The following is a 22,233-nucleotide window of genomic DNA, read 5'->3' as shown; positions in this document are numbered from 1 at the left end:
TTCCGGACAGGACCGGGTGATGGAACAGAAATGTAGCAACAGCAATTGATGGCATAAACCCCGCAAACGCGGCCACACTGTTTCCAATTCTCGAACAATGACGGGGTGAGCTGTGTGTGAGAATCCCGCATCCTCGGCGAGTCCGGGTTTTCGCGAGGACAAGGAGATCCCATGGATCAGATACAGGCCATGCGTATTTTCGCGCGGGTCGTGGAAGCCGGCACTTTCACGCGTGCAGCCGATTCGCTGCAAATGCCAAAAGCCAGTGTGACCAAGAACGTTCAGGCGCTGGAAGAGCGCCTGCGCGTGAAGCTGCTCAACCGTACCACGCGTCGCGTCACCGTGACCGCCGATGGAGCGGCCTACTACGACCGCGCGGTGCGCCTGCTCGCCGACTTCGACGACCTCGAGGCCAGCGTCAGCCAGGCCCGCACCACGCCGCGCGGGCGCCTGCGCGTGGATGTGGGAACCACCGTGGCCCGTCTGCTCATCATTCCCCATCTGAGCGAGTTCCAGTCCCGCTACCCCGAGATACAGATCGATCTGGGCGTGAGCGACCGCACCGTGGATCTGATCAGCGACAACGTGGACTGCGTGATCCGCGGTGGCGAGCTCTCCGACCAGTCCCTGGTGGCGCGCCGCATCGGCAATCTGGAATTCATCACGGTTGCCGCACCCGACTATCTGCAGCGCCACGGCGTGCCCCGGCATCCGCGCGATCTGGAGTCCGGTCATCGCAATGTGATCTATTTCTCCCCGGTCTCGGCGCGGCGCTATCCACTGGAGTTCCACAAGGGCGGCGAAGTCATAGAGATCGCCAGTCCCGCCCACCTGGGCATCAACGAAGGCAATGCCTATATCAGCGCCATCCTTGCGGGCCAGGGCATAGGACAGCTCAGCCGCTTCCAGATTCACAAATACCTCGAAAACGGCCAGCTGCAACGCGTGCTCGAAGACTGGAAGCACCCTCTGCTGCCGATCTACGTGGTCTATCCGCCCAACTCCCACCTCAGCGCCAAGGTGCGCGCCTTTGTGGACTGGGTGGTGGAGCTGTTTGCGCGCAACCCGCTGTTGCAGGGCGAAAGCCGGCCCGCCTAGACAGGCAGGGCCGCACTCGTCAGGCCGTCAGGCTGGCCTCACTGCTGCAGCTGCGCCCAGACCTTGTCCAGCCGCTTGGCGCTGACCGGATAGGGCGTGCGCAGCTCCTGGGCAAAAAAGCTCACGCGCAGCTCCTCCAGCATCCAGCGGTACTCCTGCATGCGGGCATCGACCTGGCCCTTGCGCTCGGCCACCAGCCGCCAGTAGCGCTGCTCCAGCGGCAGCAGCTCCTTGAGCTTGGCGGCATCGCGCGCCGGATCGGCCCGGTACTTGTCCAGGCGCGAGGTAATGGCCTTGAGGTAGCGCGCGTAATGACCGAGCTGCGCCCAGGGGGCCACGGCGATGAAGTTCTTGGGCATCAGCTTCTGCAGCTGCTCGCTCGCGTCCTTGGTGGCCTCGGGCGCGTTCTTGGTGTCCTTGATCTTGCGCGCGGCGGCCGCGTACTCGGCAAGGATCGTGGCCGACAAGCGAGCCACCTCGTTGGCAATCAGCGTCAGGCGGCCACGGCCGTCCTGCACGCGCTGCTTGAAGTCGGCCTCGTTGCTCGGCAGCGGCTCCTGCAGGAAAGCGCGGTCGATGGCCACGTCGATGATCTGGCCGCGCAGCTCCTCCTGCGTGCCCAGCGGCATATAGGCCACGGCCATCTTCTGCAGATCGGGAAGGTTCTTCTCCAGATACTTGAGCGCATCGCGAATCTGCAGCGCGAACAGGCGGCGCAGACCCACGCGGTGCTTCGCGGCGGCGACCTCGGGTTCGTCGAAGACCTCGATGCCGACAGCATCGCCATGGTCGATCAGGGCCGGAAAGCCGATCAGCGTGGTGCCGCCCTTCTTGATTTCCATGAGTTCGGGCAGCTCGCCAAAGCTCCAGTCCCTGTAGCGCGCATCGTGCGGCTGGGCTGGTTTACCGGTCTCAGACTTATCATTTTTAGGAGCTGCCTGCGCTTTCCCAGTAACATTTTCAGATACTTTTGACCCTGAAATGCTTGTACTACTTACGCCAGCAGCTACCTTTAATGAAGCAAGTGCCTGAAAAGCGCCGCGTGCCTTGGCGCCCACTCGGCCTTGAGCGCGCCCAGATTGCGGCCCTGGCCGAGCTGGCGGCCATGCTCGTCGGTGATGCGGAAGTTCATGAACAGATGCGGGCTGAGCATGTCCAGCTTGAAGTCGGCGCGCTTCACATCCAGCGAAGTCTCGCCCTGCACCTGCTTGAGCAAGGCATCGATGAGTCCACCCTGGGCCCAGCGTTCGCTTTGCGTGAACAGCTCGGCCAGCCGCGCCGCGCTCTCGGGCAGCGGCACAAAGCGGCTGCGCGGGCGCTGGGGCAGGCTCTTAAGGAGCGCCTGGATCTTGTCCTTGAGCATGCCCGGCACCAGCCATTCGGCGCGCTCCTCCGACACCTGGTTGAGCACGAACAGCGGCACGGTGACCGTGATGCCGTCGCGCGGGTCGCCGGGGCTGTGCAGATAGCTGGCGCTGCAATCGGCGCCGCCCAGCTTCACGGTCTTGGGGAATTTGTCCGTGGTGATGCCCGCCGCCTCATGCCGCATCAGCTCGTCCCTGGACAGGCGCAGCAGCTCGGGCTGGTTGCGGCTCTCGGCGCGGAACCACTTGTCGAAGCTCGCGCCGCTGTAGACATCCCTGGGCAGATGCTGGTCGTAGAAGGCAAAGATCAGCTCGTCGTCGACGAGCACGTCCTGGCGGCGGCTCTTGTGTTCCAGCTCCTCGACCTTGCGCATGAGCTTGAGGTTGGCAGGCAGGAAATGCCATTGGGTTTCCCACTCGCCCTCGACCAGCGCCTGGCGGATGAAGAGATTGCGCGCCTCGTGCGGATCGACGCGGCCATAGCTGACGCGGCGGCCGTTGTAGACCACCAGGCCGTAGAGCGTGGCACGCTCCAGCGCGACCACATCGGCCTGCTTCTTGCTCCAGTGCGGGTCCAGCAGCTGCTTCCTGAGCAGATGCCCGCCCACCTCTTCCAGCCACTGCGGCTCTATGGCCGCAATGCCGCGGCCGTACAGGCGCGAGGTCTCGACCTGCTCGGCCGCCACAATCCAGCGACCGGGCTTCTTGCTCAGGTGGGCGCCGGGATGCGGATGGAACTTGATGCCGTGCGCGCCCAGATAGCTCTCGCTCTCCTCGGCCTTGTAGCCGATGTTGCCGAGCAGGCCCGACAGCATGGACAGGTGCACGGCCTCATAGCCCGCCGCCTCGTTGTTGAGCAGCCATTTCAGCTCCTTCACCACCGTCAGCAACTGGGAATGAATATCGCGCCACTCGCGCACGCGGCGGATATTGATGAAGTTCTGGCGCAGCAGCTGCTCCCACTGGCGGTTGCTGATCTTGTGTGTGGCCTCCTCGTCATGCTGGGCCTGCTCGGCAGGGTTGAACAGCGCCAGCCGCTCCTCAACCGTGCCCTCGAGCTGCGCGCCGCTGGCGCGCTGGCTGACGGGCAGGAAGGCCTGGTTGCGCGCACCGGGCTTGGCGGCCGGCGCGTGCTGGGCCGCCATTTCCTTGCGGCTCTTGGCCACGACCTTGCCGCCGCGCGCATCCGACAGCCACTTCCACAGGCGCAGATAGCCGCTGAACTCGCTTTTCTCGTCGTCAAACTTTGCATGTGCCTGGTCGGCCTGCTGCTGCGCTTCCATGGGCCGGTCGCGCACATCCTGCACGCTGAGGGCCGAGGCGATGATCAGCACCTCGGCCAGGGCGCGGCGTTCGCGCGCCTCCAGGATCATGCGGCCCACGCGCGGGTCCAGCGGCAGGCGCGACAGCTCCTTGCCCATGGGCAGCAGATGGCCGTGATCGTCCACCGCGCCCAGCTCGGCCAGCAGCTGATAGCCGTCGGCAATGGCGCGGCCCGAGGGCGCTTCGAGGAAGGGGAAATGCACCACATCGCCCAGACCCAGCGACTTCATGCGCAGGATCACGCCGGCCAGCGAGGAGCGCAGGATTTCGGGGTCGGTGAAGCGGTCGCGGCTGACAAAGCTCTCTTCGTCATACAGGCGAATGCAGATGCCGTTGGCCACACGGCCGCAACGGCCCGCGCGCTGGTTGGCCGCAGCCTGCGAGATCGGCTCGACCAGCAACTGCTCCACCTTGCTGCGGAAGGAGTAGCGCTTCACACGTGCCGTACCGGCGTCGATCACATAGCGAATGCCCGGAACCGTGAGCGAGGTTTCGGCCACATTGGTGGCCAGCACGATGCGCCGTCCTGTATGGCCGTCAAAGATACGGTCCTGCTCGGCCTGCGACAGGCGCGAGAACAGCGGCAGCACCTCGGCGCTGCGCAGCGTGGGCGAGTGCTGCAAATGCTTGCGCAGATGGTCGGCGGCTTCGCGAATCTCGCGCTCGCCGGGCAGGAAGATCAGGATATCGCCGCCCTTGCCGCCAGCCCAGAGCTCATCGACGCCATCGGCAATGGCGTCGTTCAGATCCTTGTCCTTTTCACCCTCGAACGGGCGATAGCGCATCTCCACCGGATAGGTACGACCCGATACCACGATCACGGGCGCAGGACCGCTCTTCGATTCGAAGTGCTTGGCAAAGCGGTCCGCATCGATGGTCGCCGAGGTCACCACCACTTTCAGGTCCGGGCGCTTGGGCAGGATCTGCTTGAGATAGCCGAGCAGAAAGTCGATGTTCAGGCTGCGCTCGTGCGCCTCGTCGATGATCAGCGTGTCGTAGGCCTTGAGCAGCGGATCGGTCTGGGTCTCGGCCAGCAAGATGCCGTCGGTCATCAGCTTGACGGAGGCGTTCTTCTGCAGCGTGTCCTGAAAGCGCACCTTGTAGCCCACCACTTCGCCCAGCGGGGTGTTGAGCTCCTCGGCAATGCGCTTGGCCACCGAGCTGGCGGCAATGCGGCGCGGCTGGGTGTGGCCGATCAGATGGCCGCGCACCTGGCCGTTGGCATCGGGGACGGCATTGAGCCTGCCCCTGCCCAGCGCCAGTGCGATCTTGGGCAGCTGCGTGGTCTTGCCCGAGCCGGTCTCGCCACAGACGATGATGACCTGGTGGCGATCCATGGCCTCCATGATTTCCTGGCGACGGCTGGATACGGGGAGCGACTCGGGGAAGTTGATCTTCAAAGACATAAGGGCTGGGATTATCCCCGTCCTTGACCGGTCTTGCGCAGTGATGGCAAAAGCAGCCGTGCCGCGCCATTTTCAACGCCCTGCGTTGGGCCGCCGACAGCGGCTGCAGCCGCCTTCATCGCGGGGGACAGCAACGCTTGCTATGCTCGCGGCAATTTTTGTAGGACTTACGCAAACAAGAATGCGACAACGGCCTGCCTTCTGAGGCCATCGCCCGACCTGAACCCGTTTGGCGCAAGTCGTGTTCTGGTTTCTCCGCTGCCCATGGTTTCGACTGCTGCTCTCGTCATCCCCCTTCTGGCTCTCTGGCTCTGGTGGCCTGTCTCCAGCCTCAACGGTACGTCCCGTCTGGCCCGCCTGCTGGCGGTTCTGATCACAAGCCTGCTGGGCGTCGCGCCGGCCTTGCTGCTCAAGGCCGTGCAGACCAATGCCCTGCCCTACGCCGTGGTGGCACGCCTGCAGGTTCCCGGCGGCTGGATTCTGGCCATGCTGCTGATGCTGGCGCTGTTCGTGCTGCTGCGCGATCTGCTGTGGCTCATCGCCCGGCTCATGGGACGCACCGGCCTGACGCAGCTGCTGCACCTTCCCGCTCTCACCATGGCCGCTGTGATCGCAACCGGCTGCCTGAGCGCCATCGGCGTCTTCAACGCCCTGCAGCCGCCCCGGGTGCATGAGCAGCAGCTCGCGGTCAGAAACCTGCCCGCTGCCCTGCACGGCCTGCGCATTGCCGTGCTGGCCGATATCCACGCCAGCCCGGTCAACGATGCCAGCTATGTGCAGACCATCGTGCAGCGCACCCTGGCCACCACGCCCGACCTGATTGTGCTGCCCGGCGACATGGTGGACGGCGATGTCGCCACCAGCCGCCCCCATGTGGCGCCGCTGGCCGGTTTGAGCGCACGCTACGGCGTCTGGGCGGCACCGGGCAACCACGAGTACTACAGTGGCTACAACGCCTGGATGACCGAGTTCCGCCGCCTGGGCCTGAATCTGCTGGAAAACCGCACGCAGCTGCTGAGCATCAAGGGCAGCAAGCTGGCCCTGTCCGGCATCGGCGACCCGGTGTTCGGCCGTACCTCGCCCAACAACGCCAATCCCGAGCAGGCCGAAGGCATCCCCCCCGACGTGGATGCGGTTGCCGCCCAGGCCCGCAAGGCAGGGGCGGCGTTTCATATCCTGCTGGCGCACCAGCCCAAGTTCGCGCGGGACAACGCGGACAAGGGCGTGAATCTGCAGATCTCGGGCCATACCCACGGCGGACTGATCCTGGGCATGGACCGCTGGCTGGTGGCCCCCGTCAACAACGGTTTTGTGCGCGGCGAATATGACATTGGCAATATGAAGCTGCTGGTCAGCAGCGGCGCAGGCCTGTGGGCTGGTTTTGCCGTACGCCTCGGCGTGGCGCCACGCATCGAGTTGCTGACGCTGGTTGCACAGCAGTGATTACCGGCCTTGAGAACTCCCGCAGTTGTGCGGGGCCTGTATTTCCTTGAAATTCCTGCAGCGCAAAACCATCTCAACCATCTGAGGCATTTGCAAAAATCAAACAGATTTCAAAGCCCGGGATTTTCCCGACAGTTCCGGCCGCCATAAAGCAGCGGGTTTAGCAGCGGATTTACGATCCTTCTTTTCGAATCAGTCACTTAAGGCCTGAAAACCTTGAAACTGCGCCTGTGACTCCATTACACACCAACAGATTCATTCGCGGCCCTGCCTGACAAAAAGCTGTCAAAAGCTCGCCTGCTTACATTCCCACAAAGCGATACCGCAGGCCGGGGCCAATGCGCCGCTAAGATACAAATCATTTTTCAGAGTCCGTACCGGTTCAGGCCCCTGCGCAGAAACCGGCCCATATTCCGGGCATTGCCAACGCCGCAATGCCGCCGAGCGGCCATTGCTGCGGACTCTTTTCTCGATTGCAGACCATGAATTGTTCCCAATGCGGCAATCCGCTCTCTCCGAATGCCAAGTTCTGCAAGAACTGCGGCACCCGCCAAGCTCCGGAAGCGGCCATCACTGCGGTTGAAAAAATCTGCAGCCAATGCCAGGCTGTCTGCAAGCCCGACGCCCGTTTCTGCACGCGCTGCGGCATGGTTTTCGGGAGCCGCGCCGACACCGGTGTGCTGGCGGCCGCGCCTCAGAGGCCTTCGGGCGCTGCGCAGGCCATCGGCGGAGCCGGTCTGGCTCCGCCCCTGATCGAGCCCATGGACCTGCCGCCGTTGCCCGAGCCTGCAGCCAAGCTTGCGCCGCGCGACCACCGTCCGCCGGCCTTTCCTCAAGAGCCGGTGCGCGGCAGCAATGCCTGGATCAAATGGGCAGCGCTGGCGCTGCTGATCGCCGCCATTGCGGGCGGTGTGATGATGGCCAGCAATATGAAGGGCCTGACCGGCACGGGCAGTAGCGCCAATAGCGCATCCGGTGCGACCCAGGCCGGCAAGGATGCGATTTCGGCCGAGGACAAGGCCAAGGCCGATGCCCTGGTCGGCCCGCTGGGCGGCAATACGGCCGCGCAGGCAACGCCTGCCGAAAGTGCCCCGGCTGCCGTGGACAATGTGCCCAGCACGACAGTCGCCCCCGTGGCGGCGACCCCAGACACCGTCAGCGCGGCACCCGCGCCAGCGGCCAGCCCGCAGCTGCCCGCTGCCCCGGCATCCGGCAAACCGCCCGTGCAGGCCCCTGCAAGAACACCTCCAGTCAAGAAGAGCAGCGCACCATCGCTGGATGACCTGCTGGATTGAAAGCCATGAAAAAACTCAAACTCACTGTGCTCGCCTGCGCCGCCACCCTGCTCGGCGGCTGCGCCACCTTGCAAGATGCCTCCACGTCGCTGAGCTGCATGCTCTCGCGCGTCACCAATTCCGCAGACCCCAGCTGCGGCCCAGGCGGCAGCGCGCCCGCTGTTTCGGGCGGACAGAGCGAGCGCTTTGCGCGTCTGCAAGCCGCTCTGGATCAGGAGACCCAGCAGGCACAGAGCATGCAGGCCCAGGCCGTGCAGGCCATGCAGAAGCTGCCGCCCAAGCAACGCGCCGTAGCCGGTCCGGTGCAGACCAGGACCGTCAGCATCGCCGACGGGCAGTCGGGACAGGCACACCAGATGCGCAGCTTCTCCGCCCTGACCGTGGAGATGCCGCTGGCCGCCAAGGGTCGCAAGGAATATACCCAGGCCATGAACGTGCTCAAGGAGCTGGCCAATGAACTGGCCGACAACCGGGGCTCCTCCAGCATCGTGGTCGATCAGTCGGACGAGGATGTCAAGGCCGGGCGCGTGAATACCGCCACAGGCACCACCCAGTCCAAGGGCGGTAAACCCGTCACTGTCATCAAGAAGATCGACACTGGTCTGCCCGCCGGCGTTGAGCGCTACACCATAGAAGCCGGCGAAATCCGCGGCAAGCTTTGACACCCGGCCAGCCAGCGACTCACCGTGCCAGACCAGCCAGCCTCAACCACAAGACAGGACGAAAAATGAGAGAGCAACCCCTGGGAGAAATACGTTTTGCCACCCTTGCCCGAGCCGCCGAAGGGCTGACTCAGTGGCGACCGCTGCTGCTGAGCTTTCTGACGCTGCTGGTCACCGGCGCACTGATCGCAGGCGCGGCATGGATGCTGGTCAACGCCGGCTTCTTCATGTACCTGATCTTCATGCTGGCGTCGGTCATCGCGCTGCTGGCCGGCTCTTCGGGCGTCGGCATCATGCTCATGGACAAGGCCAGGAACGAGCCCGTGCGCTCCTTCTCGGCGGCAGCATCGGCCGGCCTGCTGTGCCTGCCCAAGTTCCTGCTGGTCGGTCTGGCGGTATTGCTTGCCACACTGGCCTACTACCTGCTGGCTGCCGTCATCTACTTCATCTGCAAGATTCCCGTGCTCGGCAGCATTCTGGCCTTTGTGGCCCACCCGATTCTGGTGCTGGTCGCCGCCGCCTTGCTGATCGCCATGATCTGGGTCGTCGGCCCCTTGATGGGCCCAGCGCTTTGGAGCGGCCTGTCCGTCAAGGCTGCGCTGGCCAATGTGCTGAGCATTGCACGCAAGCGACTGGTCGAAGTGGTGCTGATGGAAGTCGTGCTCTACGTCATTCTGGGCCTGGTCTGCTTCATGCTTTTTGCCGGACTGGTTCCCGCCACCGTCTCCCTGACCGGGATGGCCATGAGCATTACCGGAGATGCCGGCTCCATGGCCGGCATGTTCATGGGCGGCGGCTACGGCCGTGGTTACGGCGGTGGCTTCAATCCCATGGGCATGATGGGTGGCGGCAGCACCGGCCTCATCGCCGGCCTGGGCGTTCTCTATTGCGTGGTGGGAGCCCTGCTGGCCCAGGTCGCCATCATGGGCATGAACCTGATCTATCTGCAGGCCCGTGAAAGCGTGGACCCTGCCGAAGCCGAGGGCGCACTGGACAGCCTGATTGGCGATGTGCGCAAAAAGGCCGAAGAAGCCAAGGCCCAGACCATGGCTGCCGCAGAACGCACCATGGCCGCCGCCGAGCGTGCCAAGCAGGCTGCCAGCGAGCGCCTGCAGGAAGCCACAGCCAAGCCCGCCGCCACCGACATCCCGCCCGGCACCGACGGCAATGCCGCCGCCGCAGCCGCCGCCGCAGGCCTGACTGCCGCCGCAGCCGCATCCACCGAACAGGCTTTTGCCGAACAGCAGGCACGTGAGCGTGCTGCCGCCGACGCTGCAGACAAGGCTCGTCAAGACGCTGAAGAAGCTGCCGCCCGCCAGCGCAGCGAAGCCGAAGCGGCACGCCTGCGCGCCGAGGCCGAGGCAGCCCGTCTGAAGGCCGAAGCCGAGGCCGCCGAGCAGGCTGCCCGAGAGCGTGCGGCACACGAACGTGCGGCACACGAACGTGCGGCTGCCGAACTGGCCGCACGCCAGCGTGCCGAAGCCCAGGCCGCAGAAGAACGCGCCGCAGCCCAGTCTGCCGAAGAAGCACGTCAGCAAGCCGAGGCCCAGCGTCTGAGGGCACAAGCCGAGCAGCAGGCAGCCGAACGCGAAGCGGCCCGGGTCCGCGCCGAAGCACAAGCCGCTGAAAAAGCCCGCCAGACACAGGCAGCGCCGAGCTGCCCCGCCTGCAGCGCCCCCGTGGCAGCGAATGACCTGTTCTGCGGCGAATGCGGCAACAAGCTCAAGTAGCAGCTTGCATGAAAGCCCGCAGCGCTTCACAAGCAGGTGCTGCGGGCCAATAAAAAGGGGCCTCGGGCCCCTTTTTTTCGTACCTCCCGGACTCAGAGCCCGCAGGACTGTGCGACCTGCTGCTTGAGCCTCTCGCTCGATGGCTCACGTCCCGTCAGCGCCAGCAGCCCGCAGGCCAGCGACCCCTGCCAGTGCACATAGTCATGACCGGTGCTGTGCTCACGCTGCACGACCTTGTTGCCCTTGGCACGCAGCACATCGCCCAGCTCCTGGCTGGTCTCGCGTATGCCTGCCTGCCCGCCACGAGCCCCCTCGTAGATCCCGGCATCCAGGTAAAAGCGTATCGGCAGCTGCGGCGATTGCTGATACTGACGCGCCAGCCAGTTGGGCGACTCGCCCCTGGGAGCCCACCAGTAGGAGCCCGAAAGACTGAGCACATTGCCAAACCACTGCGGATGGCGCAGTGCCACATAGCTTGAGGCCAGGCCGCCAAAGCTCGATCCGGCAATCACCGTGCGCTCGGCAGCTGCCGCTATGCCCTGTGCCTTGAGCCAGGGCATGAGCTGCCTGCCCATGAAGTCGGCAAACCCCGGATTGGGCGGCAGCTCGCGGCTGCGTGCGTTGTCTGCGCCATTGGCCACCAGCACGACGGCCGTTGCAGGCACAAGGCCGTCTGCCATCAGGTTGTCGATGATGGCGGGCGTGGGAACCTGGCGCAGATAGGCCTGTGCGTCGAACAGCACCAGCAGGGAACGCTGAGCCGCATCGGACTGCTGCCAGCCCTGCGGCTTGTAGATCCAGATATCGCGCCCGTTGCCCAGCGCCTGGCTGTCCAGCCAGTGACGCTGCAACTGGCCGGCAGCCACGCCGGCACGGGGCTGGCTCCAGGGCTGGGGCGGTGCCTTGGACAGTGTCAGCGCGGAGCGACCGTCGAAGCGATCCTGCACCGCCTGCAGATCCGCAGACCGCCCCCAGCTCTGGCGATTGAGCGGATCGCGCTGCAAGGTGGACAGAATGGCACGGCGCTGAATCATGGCATCGGCAGAGACCGCAGGCACATCGGGCGCAAAACCATAGCTGAGACGCGCATCCCTGGGCATGACGAAACTGGCCCACCAGACATCGCTGCTTCCGAGGCGCTGCAGCGGCTCATGATTGCCCGAGGGACTGCCGAACAGCCGCACGGACTGCCCAGCGCCGCGCCAGACGAAACTCACCAGCTGATGCCCGGCATCCCAGGGCTCGATCAGCGGCGTTCCCTGGCGCTCCATTTCCTGCCAGAAGCCGCGGCTGTCGCCGCCCTGCGCGAGCCTTGCCTGCAAGGCCTTGAGCCTGGGGCTGCGCAGCGGCTCGGGTTCGATCTCTGCCGCAGGCACATGGCCTGCCGCCAACGGTGCCAGCACCTGGGTGATCGTCAGCTCGTAGGCGCCAGGACTGGGCGCGGCATGGGTCGGTGCATCGCTGTGCCCGCCCTGCACCACCGGCATGCCGCCTGCTGTCGATGCATAAGGCTGGACGTTCTCTGTACGCAGCACCAGACGCTCCTTTGCCGTGCCCCGGCTAAGCCAGGTAAACGCGTGATCGACGCCTTCGCCCTGACTCAGCCGCCGCAGATGGCGCCCGTCAGGTGTCTGCACATCAAGCACCACGCCCAGCGCCTGCAGATTGCCGCGCACCACGGCACCGGCCGGAGCCTCCAGCTGCAGGCTCAGCACCTGTCCCGGTGACAGCCGACCTGAGAGCGGCTCGCGCAGCACAAGCGACGAGGCCGCCTTGGCCGCGCTCCGAGCGGTGTCGGCAGGCAAAGGTCTGGCCGCACCGGCCGGGTTGGCGATGCCGACGCTGGCCGCCGCCAGCAGACTTGGAACAAGCAAGGAGCGCAGTCCCTTGCCCGATGACCTGTGGCGCATCACCGGCAAAGACAACGCTTGATGATCTTCATGCATTGATGTTTACTCCGCCTCAGAAATCCACGGCCGCGCTGATGCGCACGGTGCGCGGTGCGCCCACGGTCAGGAAGTTGTCGGCAAAGGCGCCGGCCCAGTAATTGCGGCCGAAGACGTTGTCCACCGTACCGCGCAAGACCACTTTCCTGTCGGCAATGCGCGTGGTGTAGCGCGCGCCGACATCAAAGCGCGTCCAGCTCGGGGCACGCAAGGTGTTGGCCGAGTTGACCCACTGCTTGCCCGTATGCACCAGGCGTGCGTTCAGCGCCAGACCGGCCACAGCCGGAACATCCCAGTCTGCTGCGAGATTGGCGGCCCAGCGTGCTGCTCCGAATGCGTCATGGCCGTCGTTGGAGCCGCCCTGGGTGCTGGTCAGCTTGGGCTGCAGGTAGGTGATGCCGCCCAGCACGCGCAGGCTGGAGCTCAGAGCACCAAAGGTATTCCACTCCACACCGCGATTGCGCTGCTCGCCGTTGAGCTTGAGGGTATTGGCAGCGGTATCGATGGTGGTCGAAGGCTTCTCGATCTGGAACAGCGACAGCGTATTCGTCCAGCCTGCGCGGCGCCACTTCACGCCCGCCTCCATCTGCTTGGATTTGTAGGGCGCGAATGTCTCGCCTGCATTGGCGTAGGTGGAGCCGACCTCAAGGCCCGGACTCAGCCCTTCGATGTAGTTGGCGTAAAAGGACAGATCCTCACCCCAGGGCTTGGCCACCAGGCCCAGCATGGGGGTGACGGCGCTCTCGTCGTAGCCCTTCATCTTCTGGTTCACGCGCTGGTGGCGCGCGCCCAGTGTCAGCTGCAGCCTGTCCTGCAGCAGGCTCAGGGTATCGGCCACGGCAAGGCTGCGAATCACATTGTCGTTTTCCTGGCGCACGGCATTGCGCGGTCCGGCCAGAACCGGCAGCACCGGATCGTAGATATTGGTGGTGTAGCTGCTGCTGACCACAATGGGCAACGCGCGCCCGCTCTGCTGCTGCAGCTCGTTGAACGAGAACACCAACTGGTGGCCCACATCGCCGGTCTTGAAGCGGCCGCGCAAACCCGCGTCCAGCGCCGTGCTGTTGGTATAGCCCTGCAGGTTATAGGTCTGGCCCACGGCGGAGCCGTCGCCCACGGCATTGAGCACCACGCGCGTGCCCGTGGGCTGACCTGCATAGTCATGCCAGGCCTTGCCCAGGCTGCCGTAGAGCTGCCAGCGGTCGCTGAGCTCGAAGCTGCCGCGCAGCGCCACGGACTTGTTCTCCACTTCGGTGTTGACGCCGCGGAACAGATTGTTGCTGGCATCCGGCGCCGCAATCAGATTCTTCATCTTGCCAAAGCTCACCATCACCGGACTGCCGTTGTCCAGGTTCACCTTGTAATGATAGGCATCAAGCCCCAGCGTGAAGCGATCACCCTGATAGTCCAGCGCCACGGCACCCAGGCGGCGGCGGCGCTTCTGATCGTCGACCTCGGTTTCCCCGCTGGACAGCGCGCCGTTCACGCGTATTCCCAGACGGCGCTCGGGGCCGAAGCGCCGCGACACATCCACATGCTCCTGCAACTGCGAACCCGAGGTGAAGGTCGTGGTCAGCCGCGTCAGATCCCCGGCCAGCGGCTTCTTGCTGATCACATTCACCACGCCGCCCACCGCTCCATTGGGAGCCATGCCGCCGAGCAGCGCTCCCGGGCCCTTGAGCAGTTCCACGCGCTCGATCATCTCGGTCGGCACATGGCTGTCGGGAGCCAGGCCGTACAGGCCGTTGAAAGCCACTTCGCTGGCGTTGACGTCGAAGCCGCGGATCACATAGTTCTCATTGACATGGCCGGTATTGGTGGTGAAGCGCACCGAGGAGTCGTTTTCCAGCACGGCAGCTACCGTGGCCGCATTCTGGTCGCGGATCAGCTCTTCGGAGTAGGCCGTGATGTTGAAAGCAGCATCCATCACATCCACATTGCCCAGCAGCCCCAGCGCCGCCCCTTTGGCGACCTGGGCGCCAGGGGCAAGCGCAGGCAGACCCACGCTGTCCTGCCTGTCGGAAACCGTGACTTCGCTCAGGCGTTTTTCCTGCGGCTGCACTGTCCGGGGGCGGCGTCTGTGCCTGGGATGCGGCACTCAGCGCCAGCAGTACCGCCAGCCCCACGGCAGAGCGCGGGCTGCGGCAAGCCGCACAAGACAGCCAATGCGCGAATGGAACGACCTGCGTGGATGCGAGCGCTGAAGCCGACGGCGCCTTGCCTGCGCCGCCACGAACCGGGATTGCCATGTAGACCTCGTTATGAATCGATCTCCTATGGCTAGAACGAAGTGCGTGGCTAAGGCTTGTTGAGAATGAATCTCAATTGGTTAAATTGTATAACACGCAAACCTTCTCAAAACGATAGCAGCAAGCGATTTCCATGCATAGCGGTAACTCGTTTTCAGGGCTGAGTGCCGACGGGCTTTTCCGTCTCGCAGTCCTGCTCGGCGCTCTCGCTCATCAGCACGCGCACCACCTTGCGGGCGTCGGCATCGAAAACCGCGATATCGGGGCAGTAACGGGCACCTTGGGGCGTATCGACCTTGCGGTAGCTTGCGCCATAGCTCCTGACAACCTGGGGGGGCTGTCCGGCTCTGGGCTCGGCCAGCACCTGTACCTGGTTCTGGCCCATGGTGGCGGCAGGATCGGCATCGCACCAGTCGGCAGTAGGCTCCTGCGCCAGGCTCAGGTCGCTGCCGCGCTGGTACAGGCCGCTGGGCCAGCGCACATGGCCTTGCGCATAGCCCGGCACCTGATAGCAGGCCATGAGCTTGCCGCCCTTGCGCACCGGCAGCATATGGCTTTCGGCCTGCTCGACCAGCTCAGGCCCTGCGGGCTTCCAGGCGTAGATGTCCACGCCATGGCTGCAGCAGCTGGCACGCCATTCGCTGTAGATGCGCCTGGCCTTGCCATCGAAAGCGGGCGAGCTGATGTCCTGCAGGGATTGTGGCCCCAGCACCAGCTTCCGTGTGGCCGGGTCGTAAAGCCAGGTGCGGTGCGGAATATTCGGCCCCGCAGGCAGAACCAGCGCCTGGGTCAGATCCGGCCAGCCGTCAAAATTCGCATCCACCCAGCTTGGCTGCACCAGCCAGCAGCTGCCTGCGGCGGCGGTCGGCAGGCTTTGCTTCAGGCGTCCCTGCTCGTACACCTGGATGGCGGTAACCTGGAGGTCCATATGTTCGCCGCAGTCGGCCAGGGAGCGCAGCTTCTGATTCATCAGCAGGCGCAGCTCGTAATGCAGCGCATGGGGAAAAGCCGGGGGCTGGCGCAGCAGATCGACCGGCCAGCGTCTTTTGCCGTCCATGGATTGCCACCGGCCCTGCAGACGAGGCGGCGCCATGCCCGGCAAAGCCGCCAGCGACCAGCGGCCCGAAGGCTTGGGATCGCTTGCACCCGTCATGGGCGTTTCCGTCAGCTGTCCGCTTGCAGAACCCTCCAGATCAAGCGTGGCGCCGGGCCGATTGCAGGGCTCGTAGCAATAGCTGCCGCCGACGGCGCCGTCGAGCCGCCACAGCTCCAGCTTGACGGCCTTGCCGGCGATCTCGCCGCGATAGCTCGCCGACCAGACCACCGCTTCATGCAGGGTCTGTGCCGTCTCGGCATGCGCCATCGACACCCAGCTCATGAGCGCCAGAGCGATGTTCAGGCCCGCAACCCGGCCGGTCAGGCATTTCAGCGTCATATCACTTCCATTCACTTCGATCACCAGGCTCGTATCTGCATCATGCCGCAGCAAACCCTTTAATGTGCGGCCAATATGAATACTGCAAGATGTGACAAATCTGCGCACAAGCATGGGCAGGCAAAGCGATTTATGCAATCAGACAACAACACACAACAAAGCCGCAACATGGGCCTGCTGGTCGCAGCCCAATCCCTGGGGGGAGCCTCTCCGCCCATCATCATCTCACTGGGCGGCCTGGTCGGGCAGCAGCTGTCGTCCAACCCTGCGGCCTCCACCCTGCCGGTCAGCATCTACCAGCTCGGCCTGGCGCTCTCCACCCTGCCGGCCGCCTGGATCATGAACCGCATGGGCCGCCGCGCGGCCTATGTGCTGGGAGCCGTTCTGGGCGTGATCTCCGGCGTGGTCGCCGCACAGGGCATTGCACACAGCGACTTCGTCACCTTCTGCATCGGCACTGCGCTGGCCGGCTTCTATGCGGCCTGCGTGCAGAGCTACCGCTTCGCCGCCACCGATATGGTGAGCGAGCCCGCGCAGCAGGCCAAGGCCATTTCGCGCGTGATGATCGGCGGCCTGATTGCCGCCATCATCGGCCCGCAGGTGGTGATCTGGACACGCGATGCCCTGCCGGCCACGCCGTTTGCCGGCAGCTTCTACAGTCAGGCGGCGCTGGCCCTGCTGGCCCTGCCTCTGCTCATGGGCCTGCGTCTGCCGCCGCCTCAGAGCAAGAAGGCTGTGGTCGGCGACGCCAGGCCTCTGGGCGAGATTGCCCGCACGCCCCAGTTCGTCGTGGCCTGCGCGGCCGGTGTGGTCAGCTACGGATTGATGGCGTTCCTGATGACCGCTGCGCCCATGGCCATGGTGGTCTGCGGCCACAGCGTGGGGGAAGCCGCCATGGGCATCCAATGGCATGTTCTGGCCATGTTCGTGCCCAGCTTCTTTACCGGCAAGCTGATTGCGCGTTATGGCAAGCAGCCCGTGACCGCCCTGGGCCTGCTGATGATAGGCGCGGCCGGCGTGCTGGCCTTGATGGGCCTGGACATCTTCCACTTCTGGGGCTCGCTGATTTTGCTGGGCGTGGGCTGGAACTTCGGCTTCATCGGCGCCACCGCGCTGCTGACCGAGTGCTACCGCCCCTCGGAGCGCGCCAAGGTACAGGCACTCAACGACTTCCTGGTCTTCGGCACGGTGGCCGTGGCCTCCTTCGGATCAGGGCAGCTGCTGCACAGCGCCGGCTGGAACGGCATCAATATCGGCATGCTGCCCCTGGTGGCCGTCGTGCTGGTGCTGCTGGGCCTGCACAGCCAGCGCAGGGCAAAGGCCTGAAGCTGCGCCAGTGTTTCCCTCCTCGGACCGCTATCAAAGTAGAAGCTTATATCGCATTGCTGGTATGAAAATCAAACTATTTCAACCATGAAATTCATTCCTTCAAAGCGCTAACAGCTATATTTTATATAGCATCACATTCCCGGCGCATGCGCACAGCCGGCGTTGCCTGACGGCAGGGTCAACGCTCGCAGCAGACCGTCGCCAGGACCGCCGCCGGCAAGCCGGGAGGAAACGCCAGCCTCCAGCCCGGCTGCGGCTTGCCGAGGACTACCTCGGTCTCATCACTCGAAGTGGCTACTCAGTCCCGCCTCGACCTGGCCCCGGGCCGTGATGGCGACGCCCCGCGCCTGCCTTGCCATTCAGCAGCGGGCCTCCCGCCCTCGAAACATGGGTAACTCCCGGAGTGCATTTCAGCGCTTGCCGGGCCGGCCCGGGCCCCCTCCCTGCCCCCTCCGGGCCCAGCCTCCCTTCAAAACCGCGTCAGCGCCCCTGTCGCCTCCCTGGCCCCGCTGCGCGCGGGCTCCAGGCAAGGCCTGCGATCGCCCTCTGTATCCGGTACCGGCCATGGCCGGACTGCGTCAGCAAGCGCTGAGACCATTGCTTACGCAACCTACAACCGCGTCACATTTGCACCTCATGCAGATTAGGCAAATTCTTACGAGCATAAATATTGATAAACGTTTTCTATAGGAATAGCATTTCCACAAAATTAAACAAAAGAATGAAGTTGATAGAAAAATTGTATTTAGTCACAGATCGCCCGAATCATGCCGGCACCCGCCAGATGACCTGAACGCAGCAGCAGCCAGCGTGACATCTGAGGCCTCGACAGGATTCGCTGAACACAGAACTGGAGATTGACCATGACCTCTTCCGAACTCAGCGCAGCCTCCGAGCTGATGGCTGGCCTGTTCACCGAGCCGCGCTCGCTGATGCTGTTGATGCTCCTGCTGGCTGCCAGCATCAGCGACCTGCGCACACGGCGCATCCCCAATCGACTGACTTTCGGCGGCATCGCCCTGGCCCTGCTCTATGGCCTGCTGGCCCCCCACCCCCATGGCGGCGGCTTTTTCTGGGCGCTGGGTGGCATGGCACTGGGTCTGGTCTTGATGCTGCCGCTGTATCTGCTGCATGCCATGGGCGGCGGCGACGTCAAGCTGATGGCCATGGTCGGCAGCTTCATCGGACCCGAAGCCACCTGGCAGGCCGTGATCTTTGTCTTCATCACCGGCGGTGTGGCAGCCATCGGCTACGCACTCTGGCACCGCATGGCCGGCAAGCTGCTGCGCAACTCAGCCGAGGCCGTCCAGCTGCTCTACATCAATGTCGCGGCAGGGATCGCTCCCGATGCCCGCTCCAGCTCGGCGCATTCGGTAGGCAAGCTGCCCTACGGCGTCAGCATCGCCCTGGGAACCCTGGCGTTCCTGGTCGCTCGGCAGTTCACCTGGGTCTAGTCACTTACATCACGGCATAGCGGGAGCCTCCCATGAAAAACCTCAAAGCTTTGGGTCTGTTTGTCCTCGCCGTACTGGCCAGCCTGGCGGCTGCAGTCTACGCCGCCAACTGGGTCGCCCAGCGCGGCAGCCTGGACGCCGACAAAGTGGTCGTTGCTGCCACCGACATCCCGCTGGGCGGCAAGATCTTGCCAAACATGCTGAACACCGTGGACTGGCCGCGGGGCTCCATACCCGATGGCGCTTTCCATGACATGCAGCAGTTGCAGGACCGCGTGGTCAAGGTCGGCGTGCTGCGCGGCGAGGCCGTGCTCGAAGGCAAGCTGGCCCCGGTCGGCACCAAGGGCGGACTGGCAGCCGTCATCGCTCCGGGCAAGCGGGCCATGACGGTGCGCGTCAACGATGTGGTCGGTGTGGCGGGCTTCGCCCTGCCCGGCAACTACGTGGACGTGGTGGTCAATGCCCAGCAGGAGCAGGCCGGCAAGATGGAGGATTCGCGCCAGATCAGCAAGACCGTACTTGAAAACGTACTGGTCCTGGCTGTGGCCCAGGAAGCCGACCGCGACGAAACCAAACCCAAGGTGGTGAGCGCCGTCACCCTCGAGCTGAGCCCCGGAGATGCCGAGAAGCTCGATCTTGCACGCAGCGTGGGCAATCTTTCACTGGTGCTGCGCAACCAGATCGACAAGGACCCGACCAGCACCGTCGGCATCACCAAGCACCAGCTGTTTGGAACACCTGAGCCAGTGCCAGTCCCGGTCAAGGTCGCAGCACCTGCCAAACCCGTGATGCAGCGAGCCAGGCCCGCACCCCAGGCTTCGACAGCCACCTGTGTCGAAGTGATCCAGGGCGGCGCTCGAACTCTCAACTGCTTCTGATCTTCTACCCGCAACCACTCAGAGAGGTCGGCCGTGCAACACCATCACTTATATATAGCAGCTAGCATGCTGCTCGCCAGCTCAGCACCTGTGCTGGCCCAGTCTGCGGGCACAGCTGCCCAGCCCGGCCCTGCGGCCGCGGCCGCTCCCGCTCCCGCAGCTCCTCGCACCACCCTGCCCGCCAGGAACTGCACGGCCATTCACACAGAAGACCCGACCACGGTCACACTGGGTAAATCGGTGGTCATTCCGCTGAACTCGCCGATGGCGCGCATCCTGGTCAGCGGTCAGACGCCGGGAGCCGGCCAGGCAGCCGCCAACGGACAGCCGCAGATGCAGGTACAGAACGGCATGGGCGATATCGAAGTGCAGTTGCTCAGCCCCAGGGACCTGTTCTTTCGCGGACGCAAGTCCGGCTCCATGAACGTCATCCTGCAAAACGCCCAGGGCGCCTGCTTCATCAAGGACGTGATCGTCACCATGGACCCGGGCCCGCTGCAGGCCAAGCTCAGCGAGCTCATGCCAGAGGAGCGCAGCATCCGCGTCCAGGGTGCCGACAATGCCCTGGTCCTGAGCGGAGAGATCAGCAATCCGCTGCGCCTGGACGATGTGGTGACGCTGGCCGGCGCCTACAGCGACAGCAAGAAGATCGTCAACCTGCTGCGCACCACCTCGCCTCACCAGGTGATGCTGGAAGTCAAGATTGCCGAAATCAGCAAGACCTTGCTCGACAAGCTGGGCTCCAGCCTCAGCGGCCAGCGTGTCACCAGCAACGGCCAGAACAGCTACACCGTCCTCTCCAACTTCCTGAGCGGCGGCGGCGGCCTGCTCAACGCCATGCGCCTGGGCAGGGGCTCGATCAGCATCGATGGACAGAAGGATGACGGCCTGGTGCGCATCCTGGCCGAGCCCAACATCATGGCCATCAGCGGCCAGCAGGCCAGCTTTCTCTCGGGCGGCAAGATCTTCATTCCTGTGGCACAGACCAATACCAACGGTGTACCGGTCATGACGCTGGAAGAAAAGGAGTTCGGCATCGGCGTCAAGTTCACACCGACCGTGCTCGGCAACTCGCGCGTCAACCTCAAGCTGGTGTCCGAGGTCTCGGATCTGTCGCAGACCGGCTCGCCCTTCACCTCCATCAATGGCGTCACCTCCGTGATCCCATCCCTGACGGTAAGGCGCGCGGACACCACGGTGCAGCTCAATGACGGACAAAGCCTGGTCATTGCCGGCCTCATCAAAAACAATATCACCGAAGCCATCAAGCGCTTTCCGGGACTGGGAGAGATACCGGTTCTCGGCGCCCTGGCCCGCAGCACCGAGTTCCAGACCGATCAGACCGAGCTGATGTTCGTCATCACGCCGCGCCTGGTACAGGCTCTGGCCGAAGCCCCCAGGGTGCCCACCGACAACCATGTGGTGCCTTCACGCGCCGAGGTCTATCTGAACGGCGCACTGGAAAGCTCCAAGCCCGCGCCCGCAGAGAAGACGGCGCCCGCACCTGCCATGCCGCCCGGCGCAGCGACACCGATGCCGGCACCAACCGCAGCACCCCAGGAGCTGCAACCACAGGCACCGGCCGGGCCCTCGGTCGACCGTCCCGCTCCCCTGAATCCGCCCACCTGAACCGGAGGCAAGCCATGACCGAACGCAGCATCCTATTTCCCGTGGCCCTCGCCGCCCTGCTGGCGGGCTGCAGCAGCACAACCCCGCACTACGACGCCCGCTTTGGCGAAGCCGTACGAAATGCCCGCCTGCAGATGACCATAGACCCGCAAGCGGGCAAGACGGCCGGAGTCGGCGTGGACGGCGCCACCGGCATGGACGGTCGCGCCACCCGCCACAGCATGGAGCGGTACGAGCAGAGCTACAAGAGCCCGCCTCAGGCCGTCAACGTCATCAACATCGGCGGCTCGCTGACCAGCAACAACTCCGGCAGCAGCGGCGGCACGCCCTGAGCAGCCACCGGTTTTCACCATCCAACCAATTGATTCCGAAAGGAGCACCGATCGCACACCGGCCTTGCACGCCAGCCCTCGGCACAGCCGCCGACCTTTCGAAACTGTCTTCAATCCATCAACACTCTGAGGTTCATCATGTCCCATATCGCTCAACAATTTGGCCATTCCCTGCTGTCTTTTGCCCGTGACGATGAAGGTGCGCAAGTCGTCGAGTACGCACTGATCATTGCCGTGGTCTCCATCGCGCTGGTCGTCGCGCTCAAGGCTCTGACCTCCTCCGGTGGCGGCTTCAGCTCCTTCATCACCCGCGTCACGAACTGCCTGACAACCGCGACCTGCTCTTGAGCCGGCTCCAGGCTGTCCCGGACATACACCTTTACAGGAGAACGCCATGTACTCCATCACCCAATCAGGCCTGCGTCTGAAGCACTTGCTCAGGGACGATGAAGGTGCGCAGGTCGTCGAGTACGCGCTGATCATTGCCGTGGTGTCCATCGCACTGGTACTGGCAATTCAGAGCCTGGCCGGCGGCCAGTTTGCTGACTTCATCACACGGGTCACAAACTGCCTGACGGGCACCTGCACCTAGGAGCGTGTCAAAGGGGTCGGCGCAGCAGTCCTGCTGCCGTGCCGACCGCCTCTGACCCGCAATCATTC

Annotated in this window: 15 protein-coding genes and 1 pseudogene; 12 read left to right on the top strand and 4 right to left on the bottom strand. The window is 64.4% G+C overall.

The genetic code is table 11. The annotated features are described in order from the left end of the window. Window positions 1–171: 171 nt before the first annotated feature. Complete coding sequence (locus tag O987_RS12575) at window positions 172–1,098, top strand: LysR family transcriptional regulator (RefSeq protein WP_003055576.1); 927 nt, start codon at window positions 172–174, stop codon at window positions 1,096–1,098. Window positions 1,099–1,136: 38 nt separating this feature from the next. Here the strand turns inward: O987_RS12575 and hrpA are convergent. Then, window positions 1,137–5,191: pseudogene (hrpA, locus tag O987_RS12570) on the bottom strand (ATP-dependent RNA helicase HrpA). Between the two features lie 264 nt (window positions 5,192–5,455). On the opposite strand from hrpA, the gene O987_RS12565 reads away from it, so the two are divergent. The 4 genes from O987_RS12565 (at window position 5,456) to O987_RS12550 (ending at window position 10,321) form a co-directional block, all read left to right on the top strand. Further along, complete coding sequence (locus O987_RS12565) at window positions 5,456–6,634, top strand: metallophosphoesterase (protein ID WP_043372602.1); 1,179 nt, start codon at window positions 5,456–5,458, stop codon at window positions 6,632–6,634. Window positions 6,635–7,116: 482 nt separating this feature from the next. Then, window positions 7,117–7,929 carry a double zinc ribbon domain-containing protein gene (locus tag O987_RS12560; RefSeq protein WP_043372600.1) on the top strand — a complete coding sequence of 271 codons (813 nt, stop codon included), beginning with the start codon at window positions 7,117–7,119 and terminating at the stop codon, window positions 7,927–7,929. A 5-nt stretch (window positions 7,930–7,934) separates the two neighbouring features. Beyond that, window positions 7,935–8,591 (top strand): hypothetical protein, encoded by a 657-nt coding sequence (locus O987_RS12555; protein WP_003055581.1) that lies wholly within the window; start codon window positions 7,935–7,937, stop codon window positions 8,589–8,591. Window positions 8,592–8,656: 65 nt separating this feature from the next. Continuing rightward, a complete protein-coding gene (locus O987_RS12550; RefSeq protein ID WP_043372597.1) occupies window positions 8,657–10,321 on the top strand; it encodes a zinc ribbon domain-containing protein in 1,665 nt (554 codons plus the stop codon). 92 nt (window positions 10,322–10,413) lie between these two features. Here O987_RS12550 and O987_RS12545 read toward each other — a convergent pair whose 3' ends face one another. From O987_RS12545 to O987_RS12535, 3 genes are all read right to left on the bottom strand, one after another. Further along, on the bottom strand, window positions 10,414–12,267 hold the full coding sequence (locus tag O987_RS12545; RefSeq protein WP_043372595.1) for an enterochelin esterase domain-containing protein: 1,854 nt from the start codon (window positions 12,265–12,267) through the stop codon (window positions 10,414–10,416). A gap of 16 nt (window positions 12,268–12,283) precedes the next feature. Continuing rightward, window positions 12,284–14,194 carry a TonB-dependent receptor gene (locus tag O987_RS12540; protein WP_235214398.1) on the bottom strand — a complete coding sequence of 637 codons (1,911 nt, stop codon included), beginning with the start codon at window positions 14,192–14,194 and terminating at the stop codon, window positions 12,284–12,286. Window positions 14,195–14,670: 476 nt separating this feature from the next. Beyond that, window positions 14,671–15,951 (bottom strand): XAC2610-related protein, encoded by a 1,281-nt coding sequence (locus tag O987_RS12535; protein WP_043376409.1) that lies wholly within the window; start codon window positions 15,949–15,951, stop codon window positions 14,671–14,673. Window positions 15,952–16,083: 132 nt separating this feature from the next. On the opposite strand from O987_RS12535, the gene O987_RS12530 reads away from it, so the two are divergent. The 7 genes from O987_RS12530 to O987_RS12500 all read left to right on the top strand — a co-directional run bounded on the left by O987_RS12530 (window position 16,084) and on the right by O987_RS12500 (window position 22,165). Further along, complete coding sequence (locus tag O987_RS12530; RefSeq protein ID WP_043372593.1) at window positions 16,084–17,277, top strand: MFS transporter; 1,194 nt, start codon at window positions 16,084–16,086, stop codon at window positions 17,275–17,277. An 866-nt stretch (window positions 17,278–18,143) separates the two neighbouring features. After that, window positions 18,144–18,734, top strand: coding sequence for an A24 family peptidase (locus tag O987_RS12525; protein WP_003055594.1), 591 nt, complete (start codon window positions 18,144–18,146; stop codon window positions 18,732–18,734). Window positions 18,735–18,766: 32 nt separating this feature from the next. Then, window positions 18,767–19,612, top strand: coding sequence for a Flp pilus assembly protein CpaB (cpaB, locus tag O987_RS12520; RefSeq protein WP_043372591.1), 846 nt, complete (start codon window positions 18,767–18,769; stop codon window positions 19,610–19,612). Window positions 19,613–19,678: 66 nt separating this feature from the next. After that, window positions 19,679–21,241, top strand: a complete 1,563-nt coding sequence (locus O987_RS12515; protein ID WP_003055598.1) for a type II and III secretion system protein family protein — start codon at window positions 19,679–19,681, stop codon at window positions 21,239–21,241. Window positions 21,242–21,255: 14 nt separating this feature from the next. Further along, window positions 21,256–21,573 (top strand): lipoprotein, encoded by a 318-nt coding sequence (locus O987_RS12510; RefSeq protein WP_043372589.1) that lies wholly within the window; start codon window positions 21,256–21,258, stop codon window positions 21,571–21,573. 138 nt (window positions 21,574–21,711) lie between these two features. Continuing rightward, window positions 21,712–21,921, top strand: coding sequence for a Flp family type IVb pilin (locus tag O987_RS12505; protein ID WP_003055600.1), 210 nt, complete (start codon window positions 21,712–21,714; stop codon window positions 21,919–21,921). Between the two features lie 46 nt (window positions 21,922–21,967). Then, window positions 21,968–22,165, top strand: a complete 198-nt coding sequence (locus O987_RS12500; RefSeq protein ID WP_003055601.1) for a Flp family type IVb pilin — start codon at window positions 21,968–21,970, stop codon at window positions 22,163–22,165. Window positions 22,166–22,233 lie beyond the last annotated feature (68 nt).

The sequence above is a fragment of the Comamonas testosteroni TK102 genome, assembly GCF_000739375.1.
Classification (GTDB): domain Bacteria; phylum Pseudomonadota; class Gammaproteobacteria; order Burkholderiales; family Burkholderiaceae_C; genus Comamonas; species Comamonas brasiliensis.
The sequence above is the reverse complement of the archived record's forward strand: the minus strand, read 5'-3'. Positions and strand labels throughout refer to the sequence as shown.

Bases quoted from the DNA above. Each gene is read 5' to 3' on its own strand.
- O987_RS12565 (WP_043372602.1), top strand. From the start codon at position 5,456: ATGGTTTCGACTGCTGCTCTCGTCATCCCCCTTCTGGCTCTCTGGCTC.
- O987_RS12555 (WP_003055581.1), top strand. From the start codon at position 7,935: ATGAAAAAACTCAAACTCACTGTGCTCGCCTGCGCCGCCACCCTGCTC.
- O987_RS12560 (WP_043372600.1), top strand. From the start codon at position 7,117: ATGAATTGTTCCCAATGCGGCAATCCGCTCTCTCCGAATGCCAAGTTC.
- O987_RS12500 (WP_003055601.1), top strand. From the start codon at position 21,968: ATGTACTCCATCACCCAATCAGGCCTGCGTCTGAAGCACTTGCTCAGG.
- O987_RS12540 (WP_235214398.1), bottom strand. From the start codon at position 14,194: ATGGATGCTGCTTTCAACATCACGGCCTACTCCGAAGAGCTGATCCGC.
- O987_RS12545 (WP_043372595.1), bottom strand. From the start codon at position 12,267: ATGCATGAAGATCATCAAGCGTTGTCTTTGCCGGTGATGCGCCACAGG.
- O987_RS12515 (WP_003055598.1), top strand. From the start codon at position 19,679: ATGCTGCTCGCCAGCTCAGCACCTGTGCTGGCCCAGTCTGCGGGCACA.
- O987_RS12510 (WP_043372589.1), top strand. From the start codon at position 21,256: ATGACCGAACGCAGCATCCTATTTCCCGTGGCCCTCGCCGCCCTGCTG.
- O987_RS12575 (WP_003055576.1), top strand. From the start codon at position 172: ATGGATCAGATACAGGCCATGCGTATTTTCGCGCGGGTCGTGGAAGCC.
- O987_RS12525 (WP_003055594.1), top strand. From the start codon at position 18,144: ATGACCTCTTCCGAACTCAGCGCAGCCTCCGAGCTGATGGCTGGCCTG.
- O987_RS12505 (WP_003055600.1), top strand. From the start codon at position 21,712: ATGTCCCATATCGCTCAACAATTTGGCCATTCCCTGCTGTCTTTTGCC.
- O987_RS12550 (WP_043372597.1), top strand. From the start codon at position 8,657: ATGAGAGAGCAACCCCTGGGAGAAATACGTTTTGCCACCCTTGCCCGA.
- cpaB (WP_043372591.1), top strand. From the start codon at position 18,767: ATGAAAAACCTCAAAGCTTTGGGTCTGTTTGTCCTCGCCGTACTGGCC.
- O987_RS12535 (WP_043376409.1), bottom strand. From the start codon at position 15,951: ATGACGCTGAAATGCCTGACCGGCCGGGTTGCGGGCCTGAACATCGCT.
- O987_RS12530 (WP_043372593.1), top strand. From the start codon at position 16,084: ATGCAATCAGACAACAACACACAACAAAGCCGCAACATGGGCCTGCTG.